Consider the following 21574-nt stretch of genomic DNA (forward strand, 5'->3'; position numbering starts at 1 on the left):
ATTGCGCGGGCTTTTCTTGCACCGAAAGAATCAGTTGATCTTCGGGTCCAGCTCGCCGCTGGCATAACGCTGGAACATGCCTTCCAGGGAGATCGGTTTGATCTTCGAGGCGTTGCCGGCAGTGCCGAAGGCTTCGTAGCGCGCAATGCAGATATCACGCATGGCGGTCACGGTAGCGCCGAAGAACTTGCGCGGGTCGAACTCACTCGGGTTGGTAGCCATCAGGCGACGCATGGCGCCGGTGGAGGCCAGGCGCAGGTCGGTGTCGATGTTGACCTTGCGCACACCGTACTTGATGCCCTCGACGATTTCCTCAACCGGCACGCCGTAGGTTTCCTTGATGTCGCCACCGTACTGGTTGATGATCGCCAGCCATTCCTGCGGGACCGAGGAAGAGCCGTGCATCACCAGATGGGTATCGGGGATGCGCGCATGGATTTCCTTGATGCGCTGGATCGACAGGGTGTCGCCGGTCGGCGGCTTGGTGAACTTGTAGGCACCATGGCTGGTGCCGATGGCGATGGCCAGCGCATCGACCTTGGTTCGGGCGACGAAATCGGCGGCCTCTTCCGGATCGGTCAGCAGCTGGCTGTGATCCAGCACGCCCTCGGCGCCAACACCGTCTTCCTCACCGGCCATGCCGGTTTCCAGGCTGCCCAGGCAGCCCAGTTCGCCTTCCACGGATACACCGCAGGCATGGGCAAAGGCCACGGTCTGCTGGGTCACGCGGACGTTGTAGTCGTAGTCGGCAGGGGTCTTGCCGTCTTCACGCAGCGAGCCGTCCATCATCACCGAGGAGAAGCCGAGCTGGATCGAGCGCTGGCAGACATCCGGGCTGGTGCCGTGGTCCTGGTGCATGCACACCGGGATGTGCGGGAATTCTTCGATCGCCGCCAGGATCAGGTGACGCAGGAATGGCGCACCGGCATATTTGCGCGCACCGGCGGAAGCCTGGACGATCACCGGGGAGTCGGTTTTGTCGGCGGCTTCCATGATGGCGCGCATCTGCTCGAGGTTGTTGACGTTGAAGGCCGGCACGCCGTAGCCGAATTCGGCGGCGTGGTCGAGCATCTGGCGCATGCTGATGAGTGCCATGGTTTCCTTTCTCCCGGTTTGGGTCGTTTGATCGTGTAGAGCCTGCCGCAGTGGCTGACGCTGTTCAAGCGCCGCACATGGGCGCGGCATTGTAGAGGCGGGAGCGGCAATTGCCAGCGTCCCGCCAGCGCTTTCAATCCAATGCCCCGCTTTGGCGAGGCAGCTGTACTCGTTACCCGCTAGATACTGATGAGCGACGCGCTGCAGCCATGAGCCAGCACCTTGTCGTCGGCAACGCGGTACACCAGCGCCTCGTTACCCTTGTCATGGAAGGCGATCACGCCATCGCTATAGAAACTGCCCCGCGTGGCAGGTTCCTTTCTGAGGGTATGAATGCGCTCGCTATTACCCACTTTCAGGTCGATCGCGGTTCGCTTGTCGTCGGTGTAACGCCAGGCGATGTTCTGCTGACTCTGGCATTTCCAGCGCACGAATGGCGCATCCGGACCGGATTGCCAGTGGCCACAGCCGCCGAGCAGCAAAGCCGCAATCAACATGGACAGGCCTTTGTTCATTCCTTCTCCTTGGCAGACGGCATTCAGGGGCAATCCTGCAAGCCACCCTGCGTGATGGTCGGGTCACCACTGGCCTGAATTTCCAGGCGCTGGTCATGCTCGGCGGTCGGCCCGATCGCGGCAGGCGGGTCGAGTACCTGGCAGGCAGAATCCGGCGCACTCCCGGCGCAACCGGCCAGGCCCAGGCAGCAAACAGCAACAACGGCATATCGCATGGTGCATCCCCTTTCCTTGTTCCAGATAGAACAAAGACCACGGCGAGACGCCTGGGTTGCCCCGCGCACTGCCGGCACCGTGGATCCGGCGCCGACAGGCGAATGCGTCGAGGTCACCTCGACTGCCTAACTCAGCTCGCGCGCTGCTCCAGCACCTCGACCGCCGGCAGCACCTTGCCTTCGACGAACTCGAGGAAGGCGCCACCGCCGGTGGAAATATAGGAAATCTGCTCGGCCACGCCGTACTTGTCGATGGCCGCCAGGGTGTCACCACCACCGGCTATCGAGAATGCCGGGCTCTGGGCGATGGCCTGAGCCAGCACCTTGGTGCCGTTTCCGAACTGATCGAACTCGAACACACCCACCGGGCCGTTCCAGAGAATGGTCTGCGAGGCCTTGAGCATTTCGCTGAACATGGCTGCGGTCTTCGGTCCGATATCCAGGATCATGTCGTCATCGGCCACGTCGGCAACGGCCTTGACCGTGGCTTCAGCGGTTTCGGCGAATTCCTTGGCGACGACCACGTCCACCGGCAGCGGCACCGAGACCTTGGCGGCGATGGCCTTGGCGGTATCCAGCAGGTCCGCTTCATGCAGCGACTTGCCGACGTTGTAGCCGGCAGCGGCGAGGAAGGTGTTGGCGATACCCCCACCGACGATGAGCTGATCGCAGACGTCCGCCAGGGAGGTCAGCACGTCGAGCTTGGTGGACACCTTGGAACCAGCAACGATGGCGACCATTGGTTTGGCCGGGGTCTTCAGCGCTTTGCCCAGGGCGTCCAGCTCGGCTGCCAGCAGCGGGCCGGCGCAGGCGACCTTGGCGAATTTGGCCACGCCATGGGTCGAGCCCTGGGCGCGGTGGGCGGTGCCGAAGGCGTCCATGACGAAGACATCGCACAGCGCAGCGTATTTCTGCGCCAACTCGTCGGTGTTCTTCTTCTCGCCCTTGTTGAAGCGCACGTTCTCCAGCAGCACCAACTCACCGGGCTGGACCTGGACGCCTTCGAGGTAGTCCTTGACCAGCGGGACTTCGCGGCCAAGCGCCTTGGACAGGTAGTCGGCGACCGGCTTGAGGCTGTCTTCCTCGCTGTAGACACCCTCTTCCGGGCGGCCCAGGTGCGAGCAGACCAGCACCGCCGCGCCCTTTTCCAGCGCCAGCCTGATGGTCGGCAGCGAAGCCAGAATGCGTGCATCGCTCTTCACCGCGCCATCCTTCACCGGCACGTTGAGATCCTCGCGAATCAGCACGCGCTTACCCTGCAGGTCGAGGTCGGTCATCTTCAAAACGGTCATGGAATCTTCCTTAAGTTCAAGAACGGCAATTCAAGCGCGGTGAGCCACGCGCAAATAATGATCGGTGACATCCAGCATGCGGTTGGCAAAGCCCCATTCGTTGTCGAACCAGGCCAGAAGATTCACCAATCGCGGGCCGGAGACGCGAGTCAGGCTGCCATCGACGATGGCCGAATGCGGGTCGTGATTGAAGTCGCAACTGGCATGGGGCAACTCGGTGTAAGCCAGCAGGCCCTTCAGCGGCCCGGATTCGGCAGCGGCGCGCAGCACCCGGTTGATCGCCCGTGCATCGGTATCGCGCGATGTCTGCAGGGTGATATCCAGGCAGGACACGTTCACCGTCGGCACTCGCACGGCTTTGGCCTGAATCCGCCCGGAGAGTTCCGGCAACAGACGCTCGATGCCGCGCGCCAGCCCGGTGGAGACCGGAATCACCGACTGGAAGGCCGAGCGCGTGCGGCGCAAGTCGTCGTGGTGGTAGGCGTCGATCACCGGCTGATCGTTCATCGCCGAATGAATGGTGGTGATGGAGGCGTACTCGATGCCCACCGCCTCGTTGAGCAGCTTGAGCAGCGGCACGCCACAGTTGGTGGTGCAGGATGCGTTGGATACCAGCCGCTCCTCACCGCTCAGCTGTTCATGGTTGATGCCCATCACGACGGTGGCGTCGACATCGGCGGCACCGCTCATCGGCTGGGAAAACAGCACCCGCGGCACGCCGGCATCGAGAAAGCGCTGACCGCCGGCGCGGGTGTTGTAGGCGCCGGAACACTCCAGCACCAGATCAACGCCCAGCGCGCGCCAGTCGATGGCTTCCGGTGTCGACTCTCGCAGCACCTTCACGCAGTCGCCATTGATATGCAGGCAATCACCGTCCACGCCAACCTCGCCGGGAAAGCGGCCATGGGTGGAGTCGAAACGGGTCAGGTATTCCAGGCTGGGCATGTCGGCCAGATCGTTGAGCGCGACAATCTGGAAATCGAAATCCGCACCGCGCTCGTAAAACGCGCGCAGCACGCAGCGACCGATACGGCCATAGCCGTTGAGGGCGATGCGATAGGGACGGGCGATGGCCATCGGATTCGTCGATCCTGTCGGTGGGAAATCGCTATGCGTTTCCACCCTGCGAAGAATGGGAGTTACGTAGGATGGATGACCGAAGTCATCCACCGAATCGTCGCGATCAGTCTTCCAGAAGCTCTTCAGCCACTGCCAGCACGTTTTCGACGGTAAAGCCGAACTCCTCGAACAACTGGCCAGCCGGAGCCGATTCGCCGTAGGTGGTCATGCCGATGATGCGACCGTCGAGACCGACGTACTTGTACCAGTAGTCCGCATGCGCCGCCTCGATGGCGATGCGCGCACCGACTTCCACCGGCAGCACGTGCTGCTTCCAGGCGGCGTCCTGTGCGTCGAACACGCTGGTGCAGGGCATGGACACCACACGTACCTTGCGGCCCTGGGCAGTGAGCTGGTCTGCAGCTTCAACCGCCAGGCTGACTTCCGAACCGGTGGCAATGAGGATCAGCTCCGGCTCGCCAGCGCAATTCTTCAGGATGTAGCCGCCGCGGGCGATGGCCGCTTCGGTCTCGTTGTCGCGCACATGGAACGGCAGGTTCTGGCGCGAGAAAATCAGCGCACTCGGACCGTCCTTGCGCTCGACTGCGTGCTTCCAGGCCACCGCGGATTCGACCGTATCGGCCGGACGCCAGGTGTCCAGGTTCGGCGTGGTGCGCAGGCTGGTCAGCTGTTCGATCGGCTGGTGAGTCGGGCCGTCTTCGCCGAGCCCGATGGAGTCGTGGGTGAACACATAGAGCACCCGCAGTTTCATCAGCGCCGACATGCGCACGGCGTTGCGTGCGTACTCCATGAACATCAGGAAGGTCGCGCCGTAGGGGATCAGGCCGCCGTGCAGGGCGACGCCATTCATGATGGCGCTCATGCCGAATTCGCGCACGCCGTAGTACATGTAGTTGCCCGAAGCATCCTCGGCGACCACCGGCTTGCAGCCCTTCCACAGGGTCAGGTTGGAGCCGGCGAGGTCCGCCGAACCACCGAGCAGCTCGGGCAGCAACGGGCCGAAGGCATTCAGGCAATTCTGGCTGGCCTTGCGGCTGGCAATGGACTCGCCCTTGGTGGCAACTTCGCGGATGTACTCGGACGCTTTCTCGGCGAAGTCCGCCGGTAGCTCGCCAGCCATGCGTCGCTTGAACTCGGATGCCAGACCCGGGAATTCGGCTTCATAGGCAGCGAAGCGCTTGTTCCACTCGTTCTCGGCATCGGCGCCCTTCTGCTTGGCGTCCCACCCGGCGTAGATTTCGGCGGGAATCTCGAACGGGCCGTGCTTCCAGCCCAGCGCCTCACGGGTCAGCGCGATCTCGGCGTCACCCAGGGCAGCGCCGTGGGAGTCTTCCTTGCCCTGCTTGTTCGGCGAGCCGAAGCCGATGATGGTCTTGCAGCAGATCAGCGTCGGGCGGTCGCTCTTGCGGGCGGTGTCGATGGCTATCTGGATTTCGTCGGCGTCATGGCCGTCGACATTGCGGATCACCTGCCAACCGTACGCCTCGAAGCGGCGCGGGGTGTCGTCAGTGAACCAGCCATGCACTTCGCCATCGATGGAAATGCCGTTGTCGTCATAGAAGGCGGTGAGCTTGTTCAGGCCCAGCGTGCCGGCCAGCGAGCAGACTTCGTGGGAAATACCTTCCATCATGCAGCCATCACCGAGGAACACGTAGGTGTTGTGATCGACGATGCTATGCCCGGGACGGTTGAACTGCGCGGCCATGATTTTTTCCGCCAGGGCGAAGCCCACGGCGTTGGCGATGCCCTGACCCAGCGGACCAGTCGTGGTCTCGACGCCAGGGGTATAGCCCAGTTCGGGATGGCCAGGCGTCTTGCTGTGCAACTGGCGGAAGTTCTTCAAATCATCGATGGACAGGTCGTAGCCGGTCAGGTGCAGCAGCGAGTAGATCAGCATCGAGCCGTGGCCGTTGGACAGCACGAAGCGGTCACGGTCGGCCCACTGCGGGTTGGTCGGGCTGTGCTTGAGGTGGTCGCGCCAAAGCACTTCGGCGATGTCCGCCATGCCCATCGGGGCACCGGGATGGCCGCTGTTGGCTTTCTGCACGGCATCCATGCTGAGGGCACGAATGGCATTGGCTCGCTCACGACGGCTGGGCATCGCTGAATCTCCTGCGGGGGCTATCACGGAAAGGCCGGCATTTTCCCCCAGTGGCGACGGCGGGGCAATGACTGAATGGTTTTGGCCGATCGCTCAGCCGTCAGTCCAGAAGACTGACCTGCTGATCGGACATCTCCGGCAAGTGCCGGGGAAGATACTCACGTAAACGTTTCAGTGCCGCCGGTTCGTCGCCACCGGCAGGCCAGACCAGATAGTAGCTGTCGCCGGTACGCACCGCCTGCTCGAACGGCAGCACCAGCGTACCTCGCCGCAACTCGGCGCTTACCAGTGCCAGATCGGCCACCGACACCCCGCGCCCCTGGATCGCCGCGCCAATCCCCAGTTCCAGGCTGTCGAACAGAATACCCCGCTGCCAGACGACGGCATCGGCAAACCCTGTCCGCTGCAGCCAGCGCCGCCAGTCGCGGCAGTCGCGCGACGGCTGGATCAGCTCGGCATCGGCCAACTGCTGCGGCGTCCAGGGCCTGTCATCACAAAGCGCCGGCGCACAGACCGGCACCAGCCATTCATCGAACAGCTTGAGCCGCTGCCAGTCGGCTGAAAAATCGCCGTTGCCCAGCAGGATTGCGCAGTCGAAAGGCTCACTGTGGAAGTCCACTGTATCCAGATCCATCCAGACGCTGGTGAGCTGCACCCGGCTTTGCGGCTGAGCCAGATGAAAGTTCTCCAGGGTTTCCAGCAGCCAGCGCATGGTCAGCGTCGACGGCGCCTTGAGCCGGAGCTCACCCGACCGGCGACTGATCGCAGCACACGCGTTTTCAAGGATGCGGAACCCCGTCTTGAGCTCTTGCGCCAATCGCCGCCCGGCATCGGTCAGCGCCAGCCGCGAGCCGCATCGCTCGAACAGCTGACAACCGAGATTCTCCTCCAGCGTTTTGACGTGACGGCTCACGGCGCTTTGGGTGATGCACAAGCTATGCGCCGCCTGCGTGAACGATCCTAGCCGTGCCGCCACCTCGAAGGCGCGCAGTGCATACAGTGGAGGTAGACGCGGCGTCAGCATGCTCATGAGTAAAACTCATCCTTTCCGATTGTTTTTTCCGTTTTCCAGGCGTGGGTCTCTTTTTCAATACTTCATGCGGTCCTTGCCTACAAGGCCGAACAAGTTCGGTCCTACGCTTATGAAAACCTGACCTGCAGGGCCGAATTCATTCGGCTTTGCCGCCGCAGCGTCGCCAAGACCGAGCACCTGTGCCCTGAATCCCACCATACGTAAAACTCAGGAGAGAATGCCATGCCCAGCGAGCCTTGCAAGCCATGACCTCCACCTACCTCGGCTTCGCCGCCGCAGTCGCCGTGCTGATCGCCTCGCCCGGCCCGGTGGTGGCGCTGGTGGTGGCCGACGCCCGGCAGCACTGGCCGCTGTGGACCATTCTCGGCGGCGTGATCTCAGCGCTGGTTTTGCTGGTCGGCGCACTGCTGCTGATCCACCTGGCCCTGGGCCTGCAGCCGTTCATTCTCGAATGGGGTCAGGTACTCGGCGGGCTTTACCTGATCTGGCTCGGAGCGAACGGCCTGTGCGGCGCTGAAGAAACCGCGCCGGGGCAGCGCAGAGACGCGCACTACTTCTGGCGAGCCCTGATCGTGGGCCTGTCGAACCCCAAGGACATTCTGTTCTTTCTCGCCTTCCTGCCCGCCTTCATCCTGCCCACACAACCCTTTGCGCCCCAGGCGGCGACGCTGATTGCCATCTGGGCGGCTATCGACGTGAACATACTGCTGGCCTACAGCCTGCTGTCGCGGCGTCTCAGCGGCAGCCAAAGCATGCAGCAACTGCTGCATATCTTGCCCAACGTCTGCCTGCTGGGCCTCGGGCTGGCGTCCTGCGCCATGGGCATTTCCAGCCTTATGAGCTGACCGGCCTCTTGTCCAATATCAAAATATTTTGATATTGCCGTTGCCGGGCGAATAGTCAGCGACTAGACTGCGCCGCCATGAGCCTGCGCATTTCCCGGATTTCACCCGATGACAGCGACCAACTCGCCGCCCTGTGCAAGGCCGGCGGTGATGTGTTGCGCCTGAAGGTGTTGCGAGCGCTGGCGAGCGACTCCTTTGGCGTGCTGGAGCTGGCACAGATTTTCGCCACCGGCCAGTCCGGCATCAGCCATCACCTCAAGGTGCTGGCCCAGGCCGGGCTGCTGGCAACGCGCCGCGAGGGCAATGCGATCTTCTATCGCCGCGCCCTGCCGCAAGGCGAAAGCCTCGGCGGCACCTTGCATGCCGCGCTGCTGGAGGAAGTCGATCAACTGGTTTTGCCAGTCGATGTACAGGCCCGGATTGCAGCGGTACACGCCCAACGCAGCGCCGCCAGCGAAGATTTCTTCGCGCGCATGGCCGGTAGCTTCCAGGCGCGCCAGGATCTGATCGCCGGCCTGCCGCAGTACCGCGACAGCGTGCTGGCGCTGCTCGATGCGCTGAATCTGGATGCCAATGCCACGGCACTGGAAGTCGGCCCCGGCGACGGCAGCTTTCTGCCCGAACTGGCACGGCGCTTCGCCCGCGTGGTGGCGCTGGACAACAGCCCGGCGATGCTGGAGCTGGCACACAACCGCTGCGAACGGGAAGGGCTGGGCAACGTCGAACTGAAGCTTGCCGATGCCCTGCACGACGACTGCCCGGCAGCCGATTGCGTGGTGCTGAACATGGTGCTGCACCATCTGGCGGCACCGGGCGAGGCAATGAAACAACTGGCGCGGCTGGTGAAGGCAGGCGGTAGCCTGCTGATCACCGAGCTGTGCAGCCATAACCAGAGCTGGGCCAGGGAGGCCTGCGGCGATCTCTGGCTGGGCTTTGAACAGGACGATCTGGCCCACTGGGCCGATGCGGCGGGGCTCACGCCTGGCGAGAGTCTCTACATTGGCTTGAAGAACGGTTTTCAGATCCAGGCCCGGCATTTCTCCCGGCCTGCTGACAACCGACTCACCCTCCGGTAACAGGAAACCGATAGATGAGCGAATACTCGATTTTCACCTCCGAGTCCGTGTCCGAAGGGCACCCGGACAAGATCGCCGACCAGATCTCCGATGCGGTGCTGGACGCAATCATCGCCAAGGACAAGCTCGCCCGTGTGGCTTGCGAAACCATGGTCAAGACCGGTGTTGCCATCGTCTCCGGTGAAATCACCACCGACGCCTGGGTCGACCTGGAAGAAATCACCCGCAAAGTGATTTGCGACATCGGCTACACCTCCAGTGACGTCGGCTTCGACGGCGCTACCTGCGGCATCATCAACATCATTGGCAAGCAGTCCCCGGACATCAACCAGGGCGTTGACCGCGCCAAGCCGGAAGACCAGGGCGCCGGTGACCAGGGCCTGATGTTCGGCTACGCCAGCAACGAAACCGAAGTGCTGATGCCTGCTCCGATCGTGTTCAGCCACCGTTTGGTTGAGCGTCAGGCCGAAGCGCGCAAATCCGGCCTGCTGCCGTGGCTGCGCCCGGACGCCAAATCCCAGGTCACCTGCCGTTACAACGCCGGCAAGGTGGTGGGCATCGACGCGGTAGTGCTGTCGACCCAGCACAACCCGGAGATCAGCCAGTCCGATCTGAAAGAAGCGGTGATGGAGCTGATCGTCAAGCACGTGCTGCCAGCCGAACTGCTGCACAAGGACACCCAGTTCCACATCAACCCGACCGGCAAGTTCGTGATCGGCGGCCCAGTGGGCGACTGCGGCCTGACCGGACGCAAGATCATCGTCGACAGCTACGGCGGCATGGCCCGTCACGGCGGCGGCGCGTTCTCCGGCAAGGATCCATCCAAGGTCGACCGCTCGGCTGCCTACGCCGGTCGTTACGTGGCCAAGAATATCGTTGCCGCCGGCCTGGCCGAACGCTGCGAAATCCAGGTCTCCTACGCCATCGGCGTGGCGCAACCGACCTCGATCTCGATCAACACCTTTGGTACCAACAAAGTCGCCGAAGAGACCATCATCAAGCTGGTGCGTGAGGTTTTCGACCTGCGTCCGTACGCCATCACCAAGATGCTCGACCTGCTGCACCCGATGTACCAGGACACTGCAGCGTACGGCCACTTCGGCCGCACCCCGCAGCAGAAGACCGTCGACGACGACACCTTCACCACCTTCACCTGGGAAAAGACCGACAGGGCCGATGATCTGCGCGCAGCAGCCGGTCTGTAACACGGCTGTCAAAGACAAGCCCCGCCAGTGAATGCTGAGCGGGGCTTTTTTGTATGCCTCAGTTTTTCAAGCGGTAGCCCGTTTTGAAAATCCACCAGACCAGTCCCAGGCACAGCACGAGAAAGCCGAGAATCATCGCCAGGCTGATGCCGACGCCAATGTCCGACACCCCGTAGAAGCTCCAGCGGAAGCCACTGATCAGGTACACCACCGGATTGAACAGGGTGATCTTCTGCCACAGCGGCGGCAGCATCTCGATGGAGTAGAAGCTGCCGCCGAGGAAGGCCAACGGCATGACGATCAGCGAGGGCACGATCTGCAATTTCTCCCAGCCATCGGCCCAGATACCGATGATGAAGCCGAACAGGCAGAAGGTGACTGCCGTCAGCACCAGGAACAGCGCCATCACCAGCGGGTGCTGGATTTCATAATCGACGAACAGCCGCGCGGTGATGAGGATGATCACACCCAGGATGATCGACTTGGTCGCCGCCGCACCGACGTAGCCGATGACGATTTCCACATAGGACACCGGCGCCGACAGCACCTCGTAAATGGTCCCCGAGTAGCGCGGCATATAGATGCCGAACGAGGCGTTGGAAATGCTCTCGGTGAGCAGCGCCATCATGATCAGGCCGGGAATGATGAAGGCGGCGTAGGGAATGCCGTGCATGGCTTCCATGCGTGCGCCGATGGCCGAGCCGAACACGACGAAATACAGCGACGTGGAAATCACCGGTGTGGCGATACTCTGCAACAGGGTGCGCCAGGTGCGGGCCAGCTCGAACAGGTAGATGGCGCGGATCGCGTGGAAATTCATGTGCGGCTGCCCTTTACCAGACTGACGAAAATCTCTTCCAGCGAGCTCTGGCTCGACTGCAGATCCTTGAAGTCGATACCCCGCTCACCCAGGCACTTGAGCAGCTCGGCGATACCGGTGTGCTCATGCTGGGCGTCGAAGGTGTAGACCAGCTGCGTGCCATCGGTCGACAGCTCCAGCTGGAAAGTCTCAAGCTCAGCCGGCAGTGCGTCCAGCGGGCGCTGGAGGATCAGCGTGAGCTGCTTCTTGCCGAGCTTGTGCATGAGCACGTCCTTGTCTTCCACCAGAATGATCTCGCCCTTGCGGATCACACCGATGCGGTCGGCCATTTCCTCGGCTTCTTCGATGTAGTGGGTGGTGAGGATAATGGTCACCCCACTCTCTCGCAGACCGCGCACCATCTCCCACATATCGCGGCGCAGTTCCACATCGACGCCGGCGGTCGGCTCATCGAGAAACAGAATCGACGGCTCATGGGACAGCGCCTTGGCGATCATCACCCGGCGTTTCATGCCGCCGGACAGGTCGAGGATGCGCGCATCGCGTTTGTCCCACAGCGAAAGGTCGCGAAGGACTTTTTCCAGATGCGCATCATCGGGTTTCTTGCCGAACAGCCCGCGGGAAAAACGCACGGTCGCCCAAACGCTCTCGAAGCCTTCGTTGTACAGCTCCTGCGGCACCAGGCCGATCTTCGAGCGTGCGGCACGGTAGTCGCGGACGATGTCATGGCCATCGACCAGCACCCGCCCGCCGCCCGGATTGACGATGCCGCAGATGATGCTGATCAGTGTGGTCTTGCCGGCGCCGTTGGGCCCGAGCAGGGCAAAAATCTCGCCCTTGCGGATCTGCAGGTCGATGTTTTTCAGCGCCGGATGGCCGGATGCGTAGGTTTTGCTCAGCTGTTCGATGCTGATCACAGGCTGCACGGGATCGTCTCTCCAGGGAATCGAAGCAGGATTGTATAGGCAAAGAGCGCTCGGCTTTCATACGGACCATTTCGCTACAGCTGACCGCGATCATGGCCTGCTCCCGAGACTGCAGGCATGCTGAACGAAAGCCGGCGTTTGTGCCGGCGCACAAGGGAGGCCTGCCTGTAATGAAGCAGATAAAGCTCACCTTCGTGGCACTGCTCGTCGGCCTGACACTGTTGTGGCTGCTGGTCGATGATTTCCTGCTGCCGCGTTACAACTTCTGGCCGATTCGCAAGATGCTGGTGGATTACAGCGGCGTACTGGCCATCGGCGTGATGAGCGCGGCGATGGTGCTGGCCGCACGACCGGGCCGCTTCGAGCGCTTCTTCGACGGCCTCGACAAGACCTACCGGCTGCACAAATGGCTGGGCATCAGCGCACTGGTAATCGGCACCTTTCACTGGGCCTGGGGGCAGATACCGAAATGGCTGGTCGGCTTTGGCTGGCTGCAAAAGCCCAGGCGCGGCGGTGCCGGCCAGGAGCTCGATGGCTTTTTCGGCCTGCTGCACGGCTTTCGCGGAACCGCCGAGGATATCGGCGAATGGGCGTTTTATGCGGCGGCGATCCTGCTCGCGCTGGCGCTGATCAAGCGTTTCCCCTACCGCTGGTTTTTCAAGACCCACCGCTGGCTGGCACTGCTCTATCTGGCATTCGTGCTGCATTCGGTGGTACTGACGCCGCCGGCCTACTGGGGTTCGCCGCTGGGCGTGGTGCTGATCATCATGATGGTCGCGGGCAGCGTAGCCGCCTTTATTTCCCTGACACGCCGCATCGGCCGCAAGCATCAGGTGGTCGGTCGTATCGAAAGCCTGACCCATCACCACGACAACCACGTTCTGCGGGTCGAGATCATGCTGGATGGCGCCTGGCCGGGACACAAGGCCGGGCAGTTCGCCTTTGTCACCTTCGACAGCAAGGAAGGCCCGCATCCCTTCAGCCTGTCCTCGGCGTGGCGCAATGACGGCAAGCTGGCATTTTCCATCAAGGGCCTCGGCGACTACACCAGCACCCTGCCACAAACCCTGCACCTGGGTGATCCGGTCAAGGTCGAAGGCCCCTATGGCTGCTTCGACTTCTGCAGCGGCAAGCCAGGGCAGATCTGGGTGGCCGGCGGCATTGGCATCGCGCCTTTTATCGGTCAACTGCAGGCGCTGGCCGACAGCGGCAAAGAGACCAACGTCGATCTGTTCTACAGCACCAGCGCACCAGACAGCGGCTTCATCGAGCGTATCCGGCGACTGGCCGAGCAGGCCAGCGTACGTCTGCATGTGCTGGTGGCCAGCCAGGACGGACGCCTGACGCCCGAACGCCTGCGACAGCTGGCGCCACACTGGCAGGACTGCGACATCTGGTTCTGCGGCCCAACGGGCTTCGCCCGTGACCTGCGCAAGGATCTGCAGCAACACGGTCTGGCGCCCGAGGACTTCCATCAGGAACTGTTTGATATGCGCTGACGCACAGTCGACGGGCATGAACGGAGAGACAATGGCTGCGCCGCGGTCTCGCCGCCAAGGCACCCACTACCGGAGCAAGGACGCTCAGCATGAAAACCTCGATTGCACTGTTGCTGTGCCTCGTTTCACCCTTCTGCCTGGCCGCCTGCCCCGACTGGGGCGCCACTCAGGCGCAGCAGGAAATCCTCAACCTGCAGCAGCAACTGAGCCTCTGGAATGAGGCCTATCATCGGCGCGGCCTGTCGCTGGTGGATGATGAAATCTACGACCAGAGCCGCGCGCGCCTGCATCAGTGGCTGCGCTGCTTTCCCGCGCAACGCTTGCCCGAGGCCGATCCGCTGGCCAATGCTGCCGGCCCTCTGAGCCATCCCTTCCGACAGACAGGCCTGGGCAAGCTCGCTGACGAAGCCGCCGTTCGCGACTGGATCGAACGGCGCAGCGACCTGTGGATTCAACCCAAGGTCGATGGCGTAGCCGTCACCCTGGTCTATCGCGATGGCCTGCTGCAACAGGTCATCAGCCGCGGCGACGGCGCCAGCGGTCAGGACTGGACGAGCGGCGCCAGACAGCTGCCGGCGATTGCGCAACGGCTGGCGGAAAATGGCGAAATGATTCTGCAGGGCGAGCTTTACTGGCGTATGGAAGGCCATGTGCAAGCCAAAGCCGGTGGCAGCGGCGCACGCAGCCGGGTCGCTGGCGCCATGGCGAGAAACCGGCTCGACGCCCACACTGCGGCGGCTATCGGCCTGTTCGTCTGGGACTGGCCCAACGGCCCACAGGCCATGCCGGCCCGACTGGAACGCCTGTCGGCACTGGGTTTTGCCGACAGCCAGCGCTTCACCCTGCCCCTGGCGGACTTCGATCAGGCCCACCACTGGCGCAACCACTGGTATCGCCAGCCACTGCCCTTCGCCAGCGACGGCGTGGTGCTGCGCCAGAGCCGCAGACCACCCGCCGAACGCTGGCAAGCCGAACCGCACTGGGCAGCTGCCTGGAAATATCCGCTGCGCAGTGCGCTGGCGCAGGTGCGCGCCGTGGACTTTCGCATCGGTCGCAGCGGCCGGATCACACCGCTGCTGCAGCTCGAACCGGTGCAACTGGACGACCGCCGCATCCGCACGCTCAGCCTGGGCTCACTCAAACGCTGGCAGGCGCTGGACGTTCGCCCCGGCGACCAGGTGTCCGTCGTGCTCGCCGGCCAGACCATCCCCAAGCTGGGCACTGTGGTCTGGCGCGCCAGCGAGCGCCCTGCGGTGACTGCACCCGATCCACGGCACTATCATCCGCACAGCTGCTGGAAGCCTGCACCTGGTTGTGAACAACAGTTCCTCGCGCGCCTGACCTGGCTGAGCGGCAAGCAGGGTCTCGACCTGTCCGGCATCGGTGCCGGAAGCTGGCAGGCGCTGCTGGACGCCGGCCTGCTGCCTGATCTGCTCGCCTGGCTGAAACTGGACGCCGCGGCATTGCAGCAGGTCGCCGGCATAGGCAAGACGCGAGCCGAGGCCATGGCAGACAGCTTCGCTCAGGCACGCAGCAGGCCGCTGGCGCAATGGCTGCAAGCCCTCGGCCTGCCGGCCAACCTAGAGTTCGACGCCGGCACCGACTGGCGCACCCTGGCAACACGCAGTGCAGCCCAATGGCAAACCGAACCTGGCATCGGACCGACACGGGCGCGCCAGCTGCAGGCTTTTTTCGGCGCAGAACAGCTGCAGCCCCTGCGCGAGCGTCTGCGCCTGGCGGGGGTATCTGGCTTCTGAGGGACTTTCAGCCAAGGCTGCGGTCGATAGAAATCAGACAACAACCATGGAGACGAGGCATGTCATTCAGGCATTGGCCGACAGCTCTGATTTTAGCTTGTGCTGCCACAGGCCCCCTGCAGGCAATAGCTGCCGAGTCCAACACGGCATGTAACGAACAGCGCCAGTCATTGCGTGAGCAGTTGCAGCAGGCACGGCTGCAGGGCGACAGGCTGCTGCAGAACCGGCTTGATGCCGAATTGCAGGAGCTCTGCCGCGGGCTGGTCACCTTGCGTCCGGGCCAGGTTGAGCATCAACAGACCCTGCGCCAGATTGAACGCCGCGAGACACTGCTGCGCGAGGCACTGGCCACAGGCAATGCCCAACTGATCGAATTGCGCCGCAACCAGCTGGCCAGAACACGGGAAAAGCTCGCATCCCTGCCTGGCGGTCAGTAGGCGCGAAACTCCTTGTGACAGGCTTCACAGGCATCCTCGACCCGCTGCAGGGCCGGCGCCACACCCTCGGGCGTTGGCTCTGCAGCTGTGGTCACAGCCACCAGCGCAGCGGTATGGGTTTCCAGCTCACGCGCCATCTCGTTGAAGCGTTCCTGCCGCTGCCAGACCTCGTCACGCGCATCGCTCTGCGCTTCCCTGGCCTCGGGATAGTGTTGCCAGGGCTGACGTGACAACTCGTCAAGCCGGGCCGCTCCGGTGACGAACGCTTGCGAATCGAACGCCAGGCGCCCCCGCAGCATACCGCCGAGGTCTTCCTTGGTATCGAGCATCGCCTGATAGATAGCCTTGCGCTTGCCCAGTGGCGAATCGGGGTCGATGCGGTCACAGCCCGCCAGCGCCAGCAAAGCGACCAGCGACATACTCAACGGCATCAGTTTCATGGTTCCATCACCTGGCAATACGAAAGCCGGCGATTATCCCTTCTGCCGCTGGATTCACCAACCCCGGCCACTCACCCGAGGATGTCGCCATATGTTGCGCAGCCTCACTGAGACCACTCACCACCCGCGCTTTCGCAATCGATCCTGGCCTGGGCGCGGTCGGTCGATTCGTAGTGATACGTCAGAATACGGGCCTCTCGGGGAACGGTCGTGGGACCGGGCGTGTCTGTCGCCTGACTGCCTGTGGCGCGTTCGTTGGCCAGGGTTTCCGGCGTGATGGCCGCCGTGCAGATGCCGAAATGGCCGGTTGGACAGCTGTCACGTATTTCACGATGGGAGTTCTTGACTGCCTCGTTGTCCTGGCACACCCAGTCGATGGCGTCATCATCCATGCCCTGGTATTCGAAGCATTTCTCGGTCACCACGGGTGGCGGAACAGCGCCGGAGGTTTCGGCGGTCACGTAGCAGGAATTGGCCGCCGCCGGCAGGCTTGACGCCGCGACGATGGCAAGCAGAACGGAACGCAACAGAGTCATCCTGGAAGCTCCTGTATGGGCGCCCGGCGGAGTTCACCGAAGCTGTGCGGTTGACCGCCTCTGCAGCACTCAAGTTCGACTGCGGATCTTCCGGGCGGGATTGGCCGCAGCCGGCGGCGCAGTTATAATCGCCGCGCTTCACACCACCGACACTGTTCGGTCGTGCCCGCCACCTGTCCGAGGGGCGCTGCAGCAGGCTGCTCCTGATCCGGAGCACACCTGTCAGGCTCGGACAGGGCGTTAACCATACGCATCAACGGCGCCCATTCGCACAAAACGAATGGAGACTCTTCAATGAGTGCTGTCATGACGCCTGCCGGTTTCACCGACTTCAAGGTCGCCGACATTTCCCTGGCCGCCTGGGGCCGCCGCGAAATCATCATTGCCGAATCGGAAATGCCCGCGCTGATGGGCCTGCGCAAGAAATACGCCGCCGAGCAGCCGCTCAAGGGCGCGAAAATCCTCGGCTGCATTCACATGACCATCCAGACTGCGGTGCTGATCGAGACATTGATCGCCCTCGGTGCCGAAGTGCGCTGGTCAAGCTGCAACATCTTCTCCACCCAGGATCAGGCCGCCGCCGCCATCGCCGCTGCGGGCATCCCGGTATTCGCCTGGAAGGGCGAGACCGAAGAAGAATACGAGTGGTGTATCGAGCAGACCATCCTCAAGGACGGTCAGCCGTGGGACACCAACATGGTGCTGGACGATGGCGGTGACCTGACCCAGATTCTGCATGACAAGTATCCGCAGGTGCTGGAAAACGTCCACGGCATCACCGAGGAAACCACCACCGGCGTGCACCGTTTGCTCGACATGCTCAAGGCCGGCACCCTCAAGGTTCCGGCGATCAACGTCAACGACGCCGTCACCAAGAGCAAGAACGACAACAAGTATGGCTGCCGTCACAGCCTCAACGACGCCATCAAGCGCGGCACCGACCACCTGTTGTCGGGCAAGCAGGCGCTGGTGATCGGCTACGGCGACGTCGGCAAGGGTTCGGCTCAGTCGCTGCGCCAGGAAGGCATGATCGTCAAGATTTCGGAAATCGACCCGATCTGCGCCATGCAGTCCTGCATGGACGGTTTCGAGCTGGTCTCGCCCTACAACAACGGCATCAATGACGGCACCGACGCCTGTATCGACGCGGCCCTGCTGGGCAAGATCGACCTGATCGTCACTACCACAGGCAATGCCAACGTCTGCGACGCAGGCATGCTCAAGGCACTGAAGAAGCGCGCAGTGGTGTGCAACATCGGCCACTTCGATAACGAGATCGACACTGCCTTCATGCGCCAGAACTGGGCGTGGGAAGAGGTCAAGCCGCAAGTGCACAAGATCCACCGCACCGGTGCCGGCAGCTTCGACCCGACCAACGACGACTACCTGATCCTGCTGGCCGAAGGTCGCCTGGTGAACCTGGGCAACGCCACCGGCCACCCGAGCCGGATCATGGATGGCTCCTTCGCCAACCAGGTGCTGGCGCAGATCTTCCTCTTCGAACAGAAATTTGCCGAGCTGTCGGCAGCACAGAAAGCCGAGCGCCTGACCGTCGAGGTGCTGCCCAAGAAGCTCGACGAAGAAGTGGCACTGGAAATGGTCAAGGGCTTCGGCGGGGTCATCACCCAGCTGACAGCGAAACAGGCCGAGTACATCGGCGTGGCGGTCGAAGGACCATTCAAGCCGGATAGCTACCGCTACTGATCGCCGCAGGGTGGAAAACGGCCATGCCCTTTCCACCCTGCGCCTGAGCCGTCAAAGGAATTACTGATGACTTCTGCGAATCGCCCTTCAATCAGCTTCGAGTTCTTTCCCACCAAGACCGACGCCGGGCACGAAAAACTGCTGGTCACCGCAGGGCGGCTGGCCGAATACAAGCCGGATTTTTTCTCCTGCACCTATGGCGCAGGAGGATCGACTCGGGATCGCACCCTGAACACCGTGCTGCAGCTCGACGGCGACATCAAGGTGCCCACAGCACCACACTTGTCCTGCGTCGGCGACAGCAAGAGCGAGCTGCGTGAGCTGCTGAATACCTACAAGGACGCCGGCATCCGCCGTATCGTCGCGCTGCGCGGTGACCTGCCATCCGGCATGGGCATGGCCAGCGGCGAGCTGCGCTATGCCAACGAGCTGGTGGAATTCATTCGCAGCGAAACCGGTGACCATTTCCATATCGAAGTCGCTGCCTATCCGGAAATGCATCCGCAGGCACGCAATTTCGAGGACGATCTGAGCAACTTCGTGCGCAAGGCACGCGCCGGTGCCGACAGTGCCATTACCCAGTACTTCTTCAACGCCGACTGCTACTTCTACTTTGTCGAGCGTGTGCGCAAGCTGGGCGTGGAGACGCCGATCGTGCCGGGCATCATGCCGATCACCAACTACAGCAAGCTGGCGCGCTTCTCCGACGCCTGCGGCGCGGAAATCCCGCGCTGGGTGCGCAAGCAGCTGGAAGCCTATGGCGATGACATGGACAGCATCCAGGCTTTCGGCACCCAGGTGATCAGTGACATGTGCGAAAAACTGCTCGCCGGCGGCGCGCCGGGACTGCACTTCTACACCCTCAACCAGGCCGAGCCGAGCCTGGCGGTCTGGGAAAACCTCAAGCTGGCCCGCTGATTCGCTGCACCCTGATCCAGCTCCCTGAAAAAACAGGGGGCTGGTCAATGAACCTGCGAACTGACACACTGTCCCACCAATGCGGTGTCGACAAGCTCTGTTATACTCCGCACTTCCGCCAGGCTTACGCCCGGATGCCAGCACCCCAATGCGGCAGGACCGGACGGGATCGCACGCCAGTTGCGATTCAAGCCAGGCATGACCATCCCAGGGCCTCGCCCTATACAAGACAGGATTACTCATGTCCTTTGCTTCCCTCGGTCTCTCCGAGGCTTTGGCCGGTGCCGTCGAGGCCGCCGGTTACACCCAGCCTACCCCCGTGCAACAACGTGCCATTCCCGCCGTGTTGCAGGGTCGCGACCTGATGGTCGCCGCACAGACGGGAACCGGTAAAACCGGTGGCTTCGCCCTCCCCGTACTGGAAATTCTGTTCCCGGGCGGTCACCCCGACCGCGAACATCGCCACGGTCCGCGCCAGCCGCGGGTACTGGTGCTGACACCGACGCGCGAACTCGCCGCCCAGGTCCATGACAGTTTCAAGCTCTACGCCCGCGATCTGCCGTTCAAAAGCGCAGTGATCTTCGGCGGCGTCGGCATGAACCCGCAGGTCCAGGCGCTGGCCAAGGGCGTTGACGTACTGGTTGCCTGCCCCGGCCGACTGCTCGACCTGGCCAACCAGAAGGCCATCGATCTTTCCCACGTGGAAATCCTGGTGCTCGACGAAGCCGACCGCATGCTCGACATGGGCTTCATCCACGACGTCAAGAAGGTCCTGGCCAAGCTGCCGACCAAGCGCCAGAACCTGCTGTTCTCGGCCACCTTCTCGAAAGACATCACCGATCTGGCCGGCAAGCTGCTGCATGAGCCGGAACGCATTGAAGTGACACCACCGAACACCACGGTCGAGCGCATCGAGCAGCGCGTGTTCCGCCTGCAGGCCTCGCACAAGCGTGCATTGCTGGCGCACCTGATCACCCAGGGCGCCTGGGAACAGGTACTGGTCTTCACCCGTACCAAGCATGGCGCCAACCGTCTGGCCGAGTATCTCGACAAGCACGGCCTGCCGGCTGTCGCGATTCATGGCAACAAGAGCCAGAACGCTCGCACCAAGGCACTGGCCGACTTCAAGGCCAACCAGGTACGCATTCTGGTCGCTACCGATATCGCCGCACGCGGCCTGGATATCGATCAGCTGCCCCATGTGGTCAACTTCGAACTGCCCAACGTCGAGGAAGATTACGTGCACCGTATCGGCCGTACCGGTCGTGCCGGACGCAGCGGTGAGGCGATCTCGCTGGTCGCGCCCGACGAGGAGAAACTGCTCAAGGGCATCGAGCGCATGACCCGGCAGCGAATCCCGGATGGCGACCTGATGGGCTTCGATGCCAGCACTGTTGAAGCGGAGAAACCCGAAGTCCGCGAACCTCGCCAACCACGCCCGCCGCGCAACAGCGAGCGCAAGCCGCGTGCTGCCAAGGCCACGGAAGCGAGTAGCGAACCGAAAGAACGCGAGCGCAATCGCCGCACTCGAAACAAGCCGAAAGCCTCGGCTCAAAGCCCGACCGCACAGGACGCCGCTGCACCGGTCAGCCGTCCACCGCGCCTGCCCAGCGACCGTGATCCGGAAGTCTTTCTTGATGACGAGCTGGACAACTTCGGTAATCGGGTCGATTACGTAAGCCCCTATCAGGGCAAACCAGGTCGCGGACGCCGCCCCGGCGCCCCGGCTCAGCCCGGCAGCGCCCAGCCACGGGCTGCGGCAGGCCCTCGCGGCGCAGCCGCCCCCTCAGGCAGCGCCAATCCAGGCAAAGGCAAGCGCCAGGGTCAAGGCCAGGCCACTCGTGGCGGCCAGCCAAGGCGCAAGAATGAAGGTCGCCGGATCGATGGCGACGGTGGCGCTCGTCAGGAAGCTGCAGTCAAGCCAAAGGAAAAGCAGCCGGTGATCATTCACAAGGAGTCGAAGATCGATCGTTTGCCCAGCCTCGATCAGCTTGATCAGCTCCCTACACGCCCACGCGGTGAGAAGCCGGCATTGCTGACACGCAATCGCTGATTCGCACCAACGAAAACGCCGCCCTCG

20 protein-coding genes and 1 riboswitch are annotated in these 21574 nt (G+C 62.8%); of the genes, 9 read left to right on the forward strand and 11 right to left on the reverse strand.

Annotated elements, in window-relative coordinates; all coding sequences use genetic code 11:
* Positions 1–30 precede the first annotated feature (30 nt).
* The 7 genes from fba to NAV32_RS16805 all read right to left on the reverse strand — a co-directional run bounded on the left by fba (position 31) and on the right by NAV32_RS16805 (position 7322).
* The gene (gene fba / locus NAV32_RS16775) at positions 31–1095 is read right to left on the reverse strand and encodes a class II fructose-bisphosphate aldolase (protein ID WP_256053923.1); all 1065 of its coding nucleotides are present in this window, start codon (positions 1093–1095) and stop codon (positions 31–33) included.
* 179 nt (positions 1096–1274) lie between these two features.
* The gene (locus tag NAV32_RS16780) at positions 1275–1610 is read right to left on the reverse strand and encodes an MliC family protein (RefSeq protein ID WP_256053924.1); all 336 of its coding nucleotides are present in this window, start codon (positions 1608–1610) and stop codon (positions 1275–1277) included.
* 23 nt (positions 1611–1633) lie between these two features.
* The gene (locus NAV32_RS16785) at positions 1634–1825 is read right to left on the reverse strand and encodes a hypothetical protein (protein WP_256053925.1); all 192 of its coding nucleotides are present in this window, start codon (positions 1823–1825) and stop codon (positions 1634–1636) included.
* Positions 1826–1956: 131 nt separating this feature from the next.
* Positions 1957–3117, reverse strand: a complete 1161-nt coding sequence (locus NAV32_RS16790) for a phosphoglycerate kinase (RefSeq protein ID WP_256053926.1) — start codon at positions 3115–3117, stop codon at positions 1957–1959.
* Between the two features lie 30 nt (positions 3118–3147).
* Positions 3148–4194 carry an erythrose-4-phosphate dehydrogenase gene (epd, locus tag NAV32_RS16795; RefSeq protein WP_256053927.1) on the reverse strand — a complete coding sequence of 349 codons (1047 nt, stop codon included), beginning with the start codon at positions 4192–4194 and terminating at the stop codon, positions 3148–3150.
* A gap of 106 nt (positions 4195–4300) precedes the next feature.
* Positions 4301–6298 (reverse strand): transketolase, encoded by a 1998-nt coding sequence (gene tkt, locus NAV32_RS16800; RefSeq protein WP_256053928.1) that lies wholly within the window; start codon positions 6296–6298, stop codon positions 4301–4303.
* 100 nt (positions 6299–6398) lie between these two features.
* Positions 6399–7322 carry a LysR substrate-binding domain-containing protein gene (locus NAV32_RS16805; RefSeq protein ID WP_256053942.1) on the reverse strand — a complete coding sequence of 308 codons (924 nt, stop codon included), beginning with the start codon at positions 7320–7322 and terminating at the stop codon, positions 6399–6401.
* A 254-nt stretch (positions 7323–7576) separates the two neighbouring features.
* Between NAV32_RS16805 and NAV32_RS16810 the strand changes: the two genes are divergently transcribed.
* The 3 genes from NAV32_RS16810 (at position 7577) to metK (ending at position 10457) form a co-directional block, all read left to right on the forward strand.
* The gene (locus tag NAV32_RS16810) at positions 7577–8176 is read left to right on the forward strand and encodes a LysE family translocator (RefSeq protein ID WP_256053929.1); all 600 of its coding nucleotides are present in this window, start codon (positions 7577–7579) and stop codon (positions 8174–8176) included.
* A gap of 77 nt (positions 8177–8253) precedes the next feature.
* Entirely contained in the window at positions 8254–9252 is a 999-nt protein-coding gene (locus tag NAV32_RS16815) for an ArsR/SmtB family transcription factor (RefSeq protein WP_256053930.1), read from the forward strand.
* Positions 9253–9266: 14 nt separating this feature from the next.
* Positions 9267–10457, forward strand: a complete 1191-nt coding sequence (gene metK, locus NAV32_RS16820; protein ID WP_256053931.1) for a methionine adenosyltransferase — start codon at positions 9267–9269, stop codon at positions 10455–10457.
* Between the two features lie 58 nt (positions 10458–10515).
* Here metK and NAV32_RS16825 read toward each other — a convergent pair whose 3' ends face one another.
* Both NAV32_RS16825 and NAV32_RS16830 read right to left on the reverse strand, forming a co-directional pair.
* The gene (locus NAV32_RS16825; RefSeq protein WP_256053932.1) at positions 10516–11277 is read right to left on the reverse strand and encodes an ABC transporter permease; all 762 of its coding nucleotides are present in this window, start codon (positions 11275–11277) and stop codon (positions 10516–10518) included.
* Positions 11274–12203 (reverse strand): ATP-binding cassette domain-containing protein, encoded by a 930-nt coding sequence (locus NAV32_RS16830; protein WP_256053933.1) that lies wholly within the window; start codon positions 12201–12203, stop codon positions 11274–11276. Before NAV32_RS16830 ends, NAV32_RS16825 begins: the two co-directional genes overlap by 4 nt.
* A 170-nt stretch (positions 12204–12373) precedes the next feature.
* Here NAV32_RS16830 and NAV32_RS16835 point away from each other — a divergent pair, with 170 nt between their 5' ends.
* The 3 genes from NAV32_RS16835 (at position 12374) to NAV32_RS16845 (ending at position 15896) form a co-directional block, all read left to right on the forward strand.
* Positions 12374–13702, forward strand: a complete 1329-nt coding sequence (locus tag NAV32_RS16835) for a ferredoxin reductase family protein (RefSeq protein WP_256053934.1) — start codon at positions 12374–12376, stop codon at positions 13700–13702.
* Positions 13703–13791: 89 nt separating this feature from the next.
* Positions 13792–15459 carry an NAD-dependent DNA ligase LigB gene (gene ligB / locus NAV32_RS16840; protein WP_256053935.1) on the forward strand — a complete coding sequence of 556 codons (1668 nt, stop codon included), beginning with the start codon at positions 13792–13794 and terminating at the stop codon, positions 15457–15459.
* A gap of 59 nt (positions 15460–15518) precedes the next feature.
* Positions 15519–15896 (forward strand): DUF1090 family protein, encoded by a 378-nt coding sequence (locus tag NAV32_RS16845; RefSeq protein WP_256053936.1) that lies wholly within the window; start codon positions 15519–15521, stop codon positions 15894–15896.
* Here NAV32_RS16845 and NAV32_RS16850 read toward each other — a convergent pair.
* Positions 15890–16336, reverse strand: a complete 447-nt coding sequence (locus NAV32_RS16850) for a c-type cytochrome (protein ID WP_256053937.1) — start codon at positions 16334–16336, stop codon at positions 15890–15892. The genes NAV32_RS16845 and NAV32_RS16850 overlap by 7 nt on opposite strands.
* A gap of 104 nt (positions 16337–16440) precedes the next feature.
* Positions 16441–16872, reverse strand: coding sequence for a hypothetical protein (locus tag NAV32_RS16855; protein ID WP_256053938.1), 432 nt, complete (start codon positions 16870–16872; stop codon positions 16441–16443).
* 173 nt (positions 16873–17045) lie between these two features.
* Positions 17046–17144, forward strand: a riboswitch (S-adenosyl-L-homocysteine riboswitch).
* 22 nt (positions 17145–17166) lie between these two features.
* On the opposite strand from NAV32_RS16855, the gene ahcY reads away from it, so the two are divergent.
* The 3 genes from ahcY (at position 17167) to NAV32_RS16870 (ending at position 21547) form a co-directional block, all read left to right on the forward strand.
* The gene (ahcY, locus tag NAV32_RS16860; RefSeq protein ID WP_256053939.1) at positions 17167–18576 is read left to right on the forward strand and encodes an adenosylhomocysteinase; all 1410 of its coding nucleotides are present in this window, start codon (positions 17167–17169) and stop codon (positions 18574–18576) included.
* Positions 18577–18642: 66 nt separating this feature from the next.
* Positions 18643–19494 carry a methylenetetrahydrofolate reductase [NAD(P)H] gene (metF, locus tag NAV32_RS16865; RefSeq protein ID WP_256053940.1) on the forward strand — a complete coding sequence of 284 codons (852 nt, stop codon included), beginning with the start codon at positions 18643–18645 and terminating at the stop codon, positions 19492–19494.
* Between the two features lie 241 nt (positions 19495–19735).
* Positions 19736–21547, forward strand: a complete 1812-nt coding sequence (locus NAV32_RS16870; RefSeq protein ID WP_256053941.1) for a DEAD/DEAH box helicase — start codon at positions 19736–19738, stop codon at positions 21545–21547.
* Positions 21548–21574: the final 27 nt, after the last annotated feature.

Source organism: Stutzerimonas stutzeri, assembly GCF_024448695.1.
GTDB lineage: Bacteria > Pseudomonadota > Gammaproteobacteria > Pseudomonadales > Pseudomonadaceae > Stutzerimonas > Stutzerimonas stutzeri_T.

Bases quoted from the DNA above. Each gene is read 5' to 3' on its own strand.
- fba (WP_256053923.1), bottom strand. From the start codon at position 1,095: ATGGCACTCATCAGCATGCGCCAGATGCTCGACCACGCCGCCGAATTC.
- NAV32_RS16780 (WP_256053924.1), bottom strand. From the start codon at position 1,610: ATGAACAAAGGCCTGTCCATGTTGATTGCGGCTTTGCTGCTCGGCGGC.
- NAV32_RS16785 (WP_256053925.1), bottom strand. From the start codon at position 1,825: ATGCGATATGCCGTTGTTGCTGTTTGCTGCCTGGGCCTGGCCGGTTGC.
- NAV32_RS16790 (WP_256053926.1), bottom strand. From the start codon at position 3,117: ATGACCGTTTTGAAGATGACCGACCTCGACCTGCAGGGTAAGCGCGTG.
- epd (WP_256053927.1), bottom strand. From the start codon at position 4,194: ATGGCCATCGCCCGTCCCTATCGCATCGCCCTCAACGGCTATGGCCGT.
- tkt (WP_256053928.1), bottom strand. From the start codon at position 6,298: ATGCCCAGCCGTCGTGAGCGAGCCAATGCCATTCGTGCCCTCAGCATG.
- NAV32_RS16805 (WP_256053942.1), bottom strand. From the start codon at position 7,322: ATGCTGACGCCGCGTCTACCTCCACTGTATGCACTGCGCGCCTTCGAG.
- NAV32_RS16810 (WP_256053929.1), top strand. From the start codon at position 7,577: ATGACCTCCACCTACCTCGGCTTCGCCGCCGCAGTCGCCGTGCTGATC.
- NAV32_RS16815 (WP_256053930.1), top strand. From the start codon at position 8,254: ATGAGCCTGCGCATTTCCCGGATTTCACCCGATGACAGCGACCAACTC.
- metK (WP_256053931.1), top strand. From the start codon at position 9,267: ATGAGCGAATACTCGATTTTCACCTCCGAGTCCGTGTCCGAAGGGCAC.
- NAV32_RS16825 (WP_256053932.1), bottom strand. From the start codon at position 11,277: ATGAATTTCCACGCGATCCGCGCCATCTACCTGTTCGAGCTGGCCCGC.
- NAV32_RS16835 (WP_256053934.1), top strand. From the start codon at position 12,374: ATGAAGCAGATAAAGCTCACCTTCGTGGCACTGCTCGTCGGCCTGACA.
- ligB (WP_256053935.1), top strand. From the start codon at position 13,792: ATGAAAACCTCGATTGCACTGTTGCTGTGCCTCGTTTCACCCTTCTGC.
- NAV32_RS16845 (WP_256053936.1), top strand. From the start codon at position 15,519: ATGTCATTCAGGCATTGGCCGACAGCTCTGATTTTAGCTTGTGCTGCC.
- NAV32_RS16850 (WP_256053937.1), bottom strand. From the start codon at position 16,336: ATGAAACTGATGCCGTTGAGTATGTCGCTGGTCGCTTTGCTGGCGCTG.
- NAV32_RS16855 (WP_256053938.1), bottom strand. From the start codon at position 16,872: ATGACTCTGTTGCGTTCCGTTCTGCTTGCCATCGTCGCGGCGTCAAGC.
- ahcY (WP_256053939.1), top strand. From the start codon at position 17,167: ATGAGTGCTGTCATGACGCCTGCCGGTTTCACCGACTTCAAGGTCGCC.
- metF (WP_256053940.1), top strand. From the start codon at position 18,643: ATGACTTCTGCGAATCGCCCTTCAATCAGCTTCGAGTTCTTTCCCACC.
- NAV32_RS16870 (WP_256053941.1), top strand. From the start codon at position 19,736: ATGTCCTTTGCTTCCCTCGGTCTCTCCGAGGCTTTGGCCGGTGCCGTC.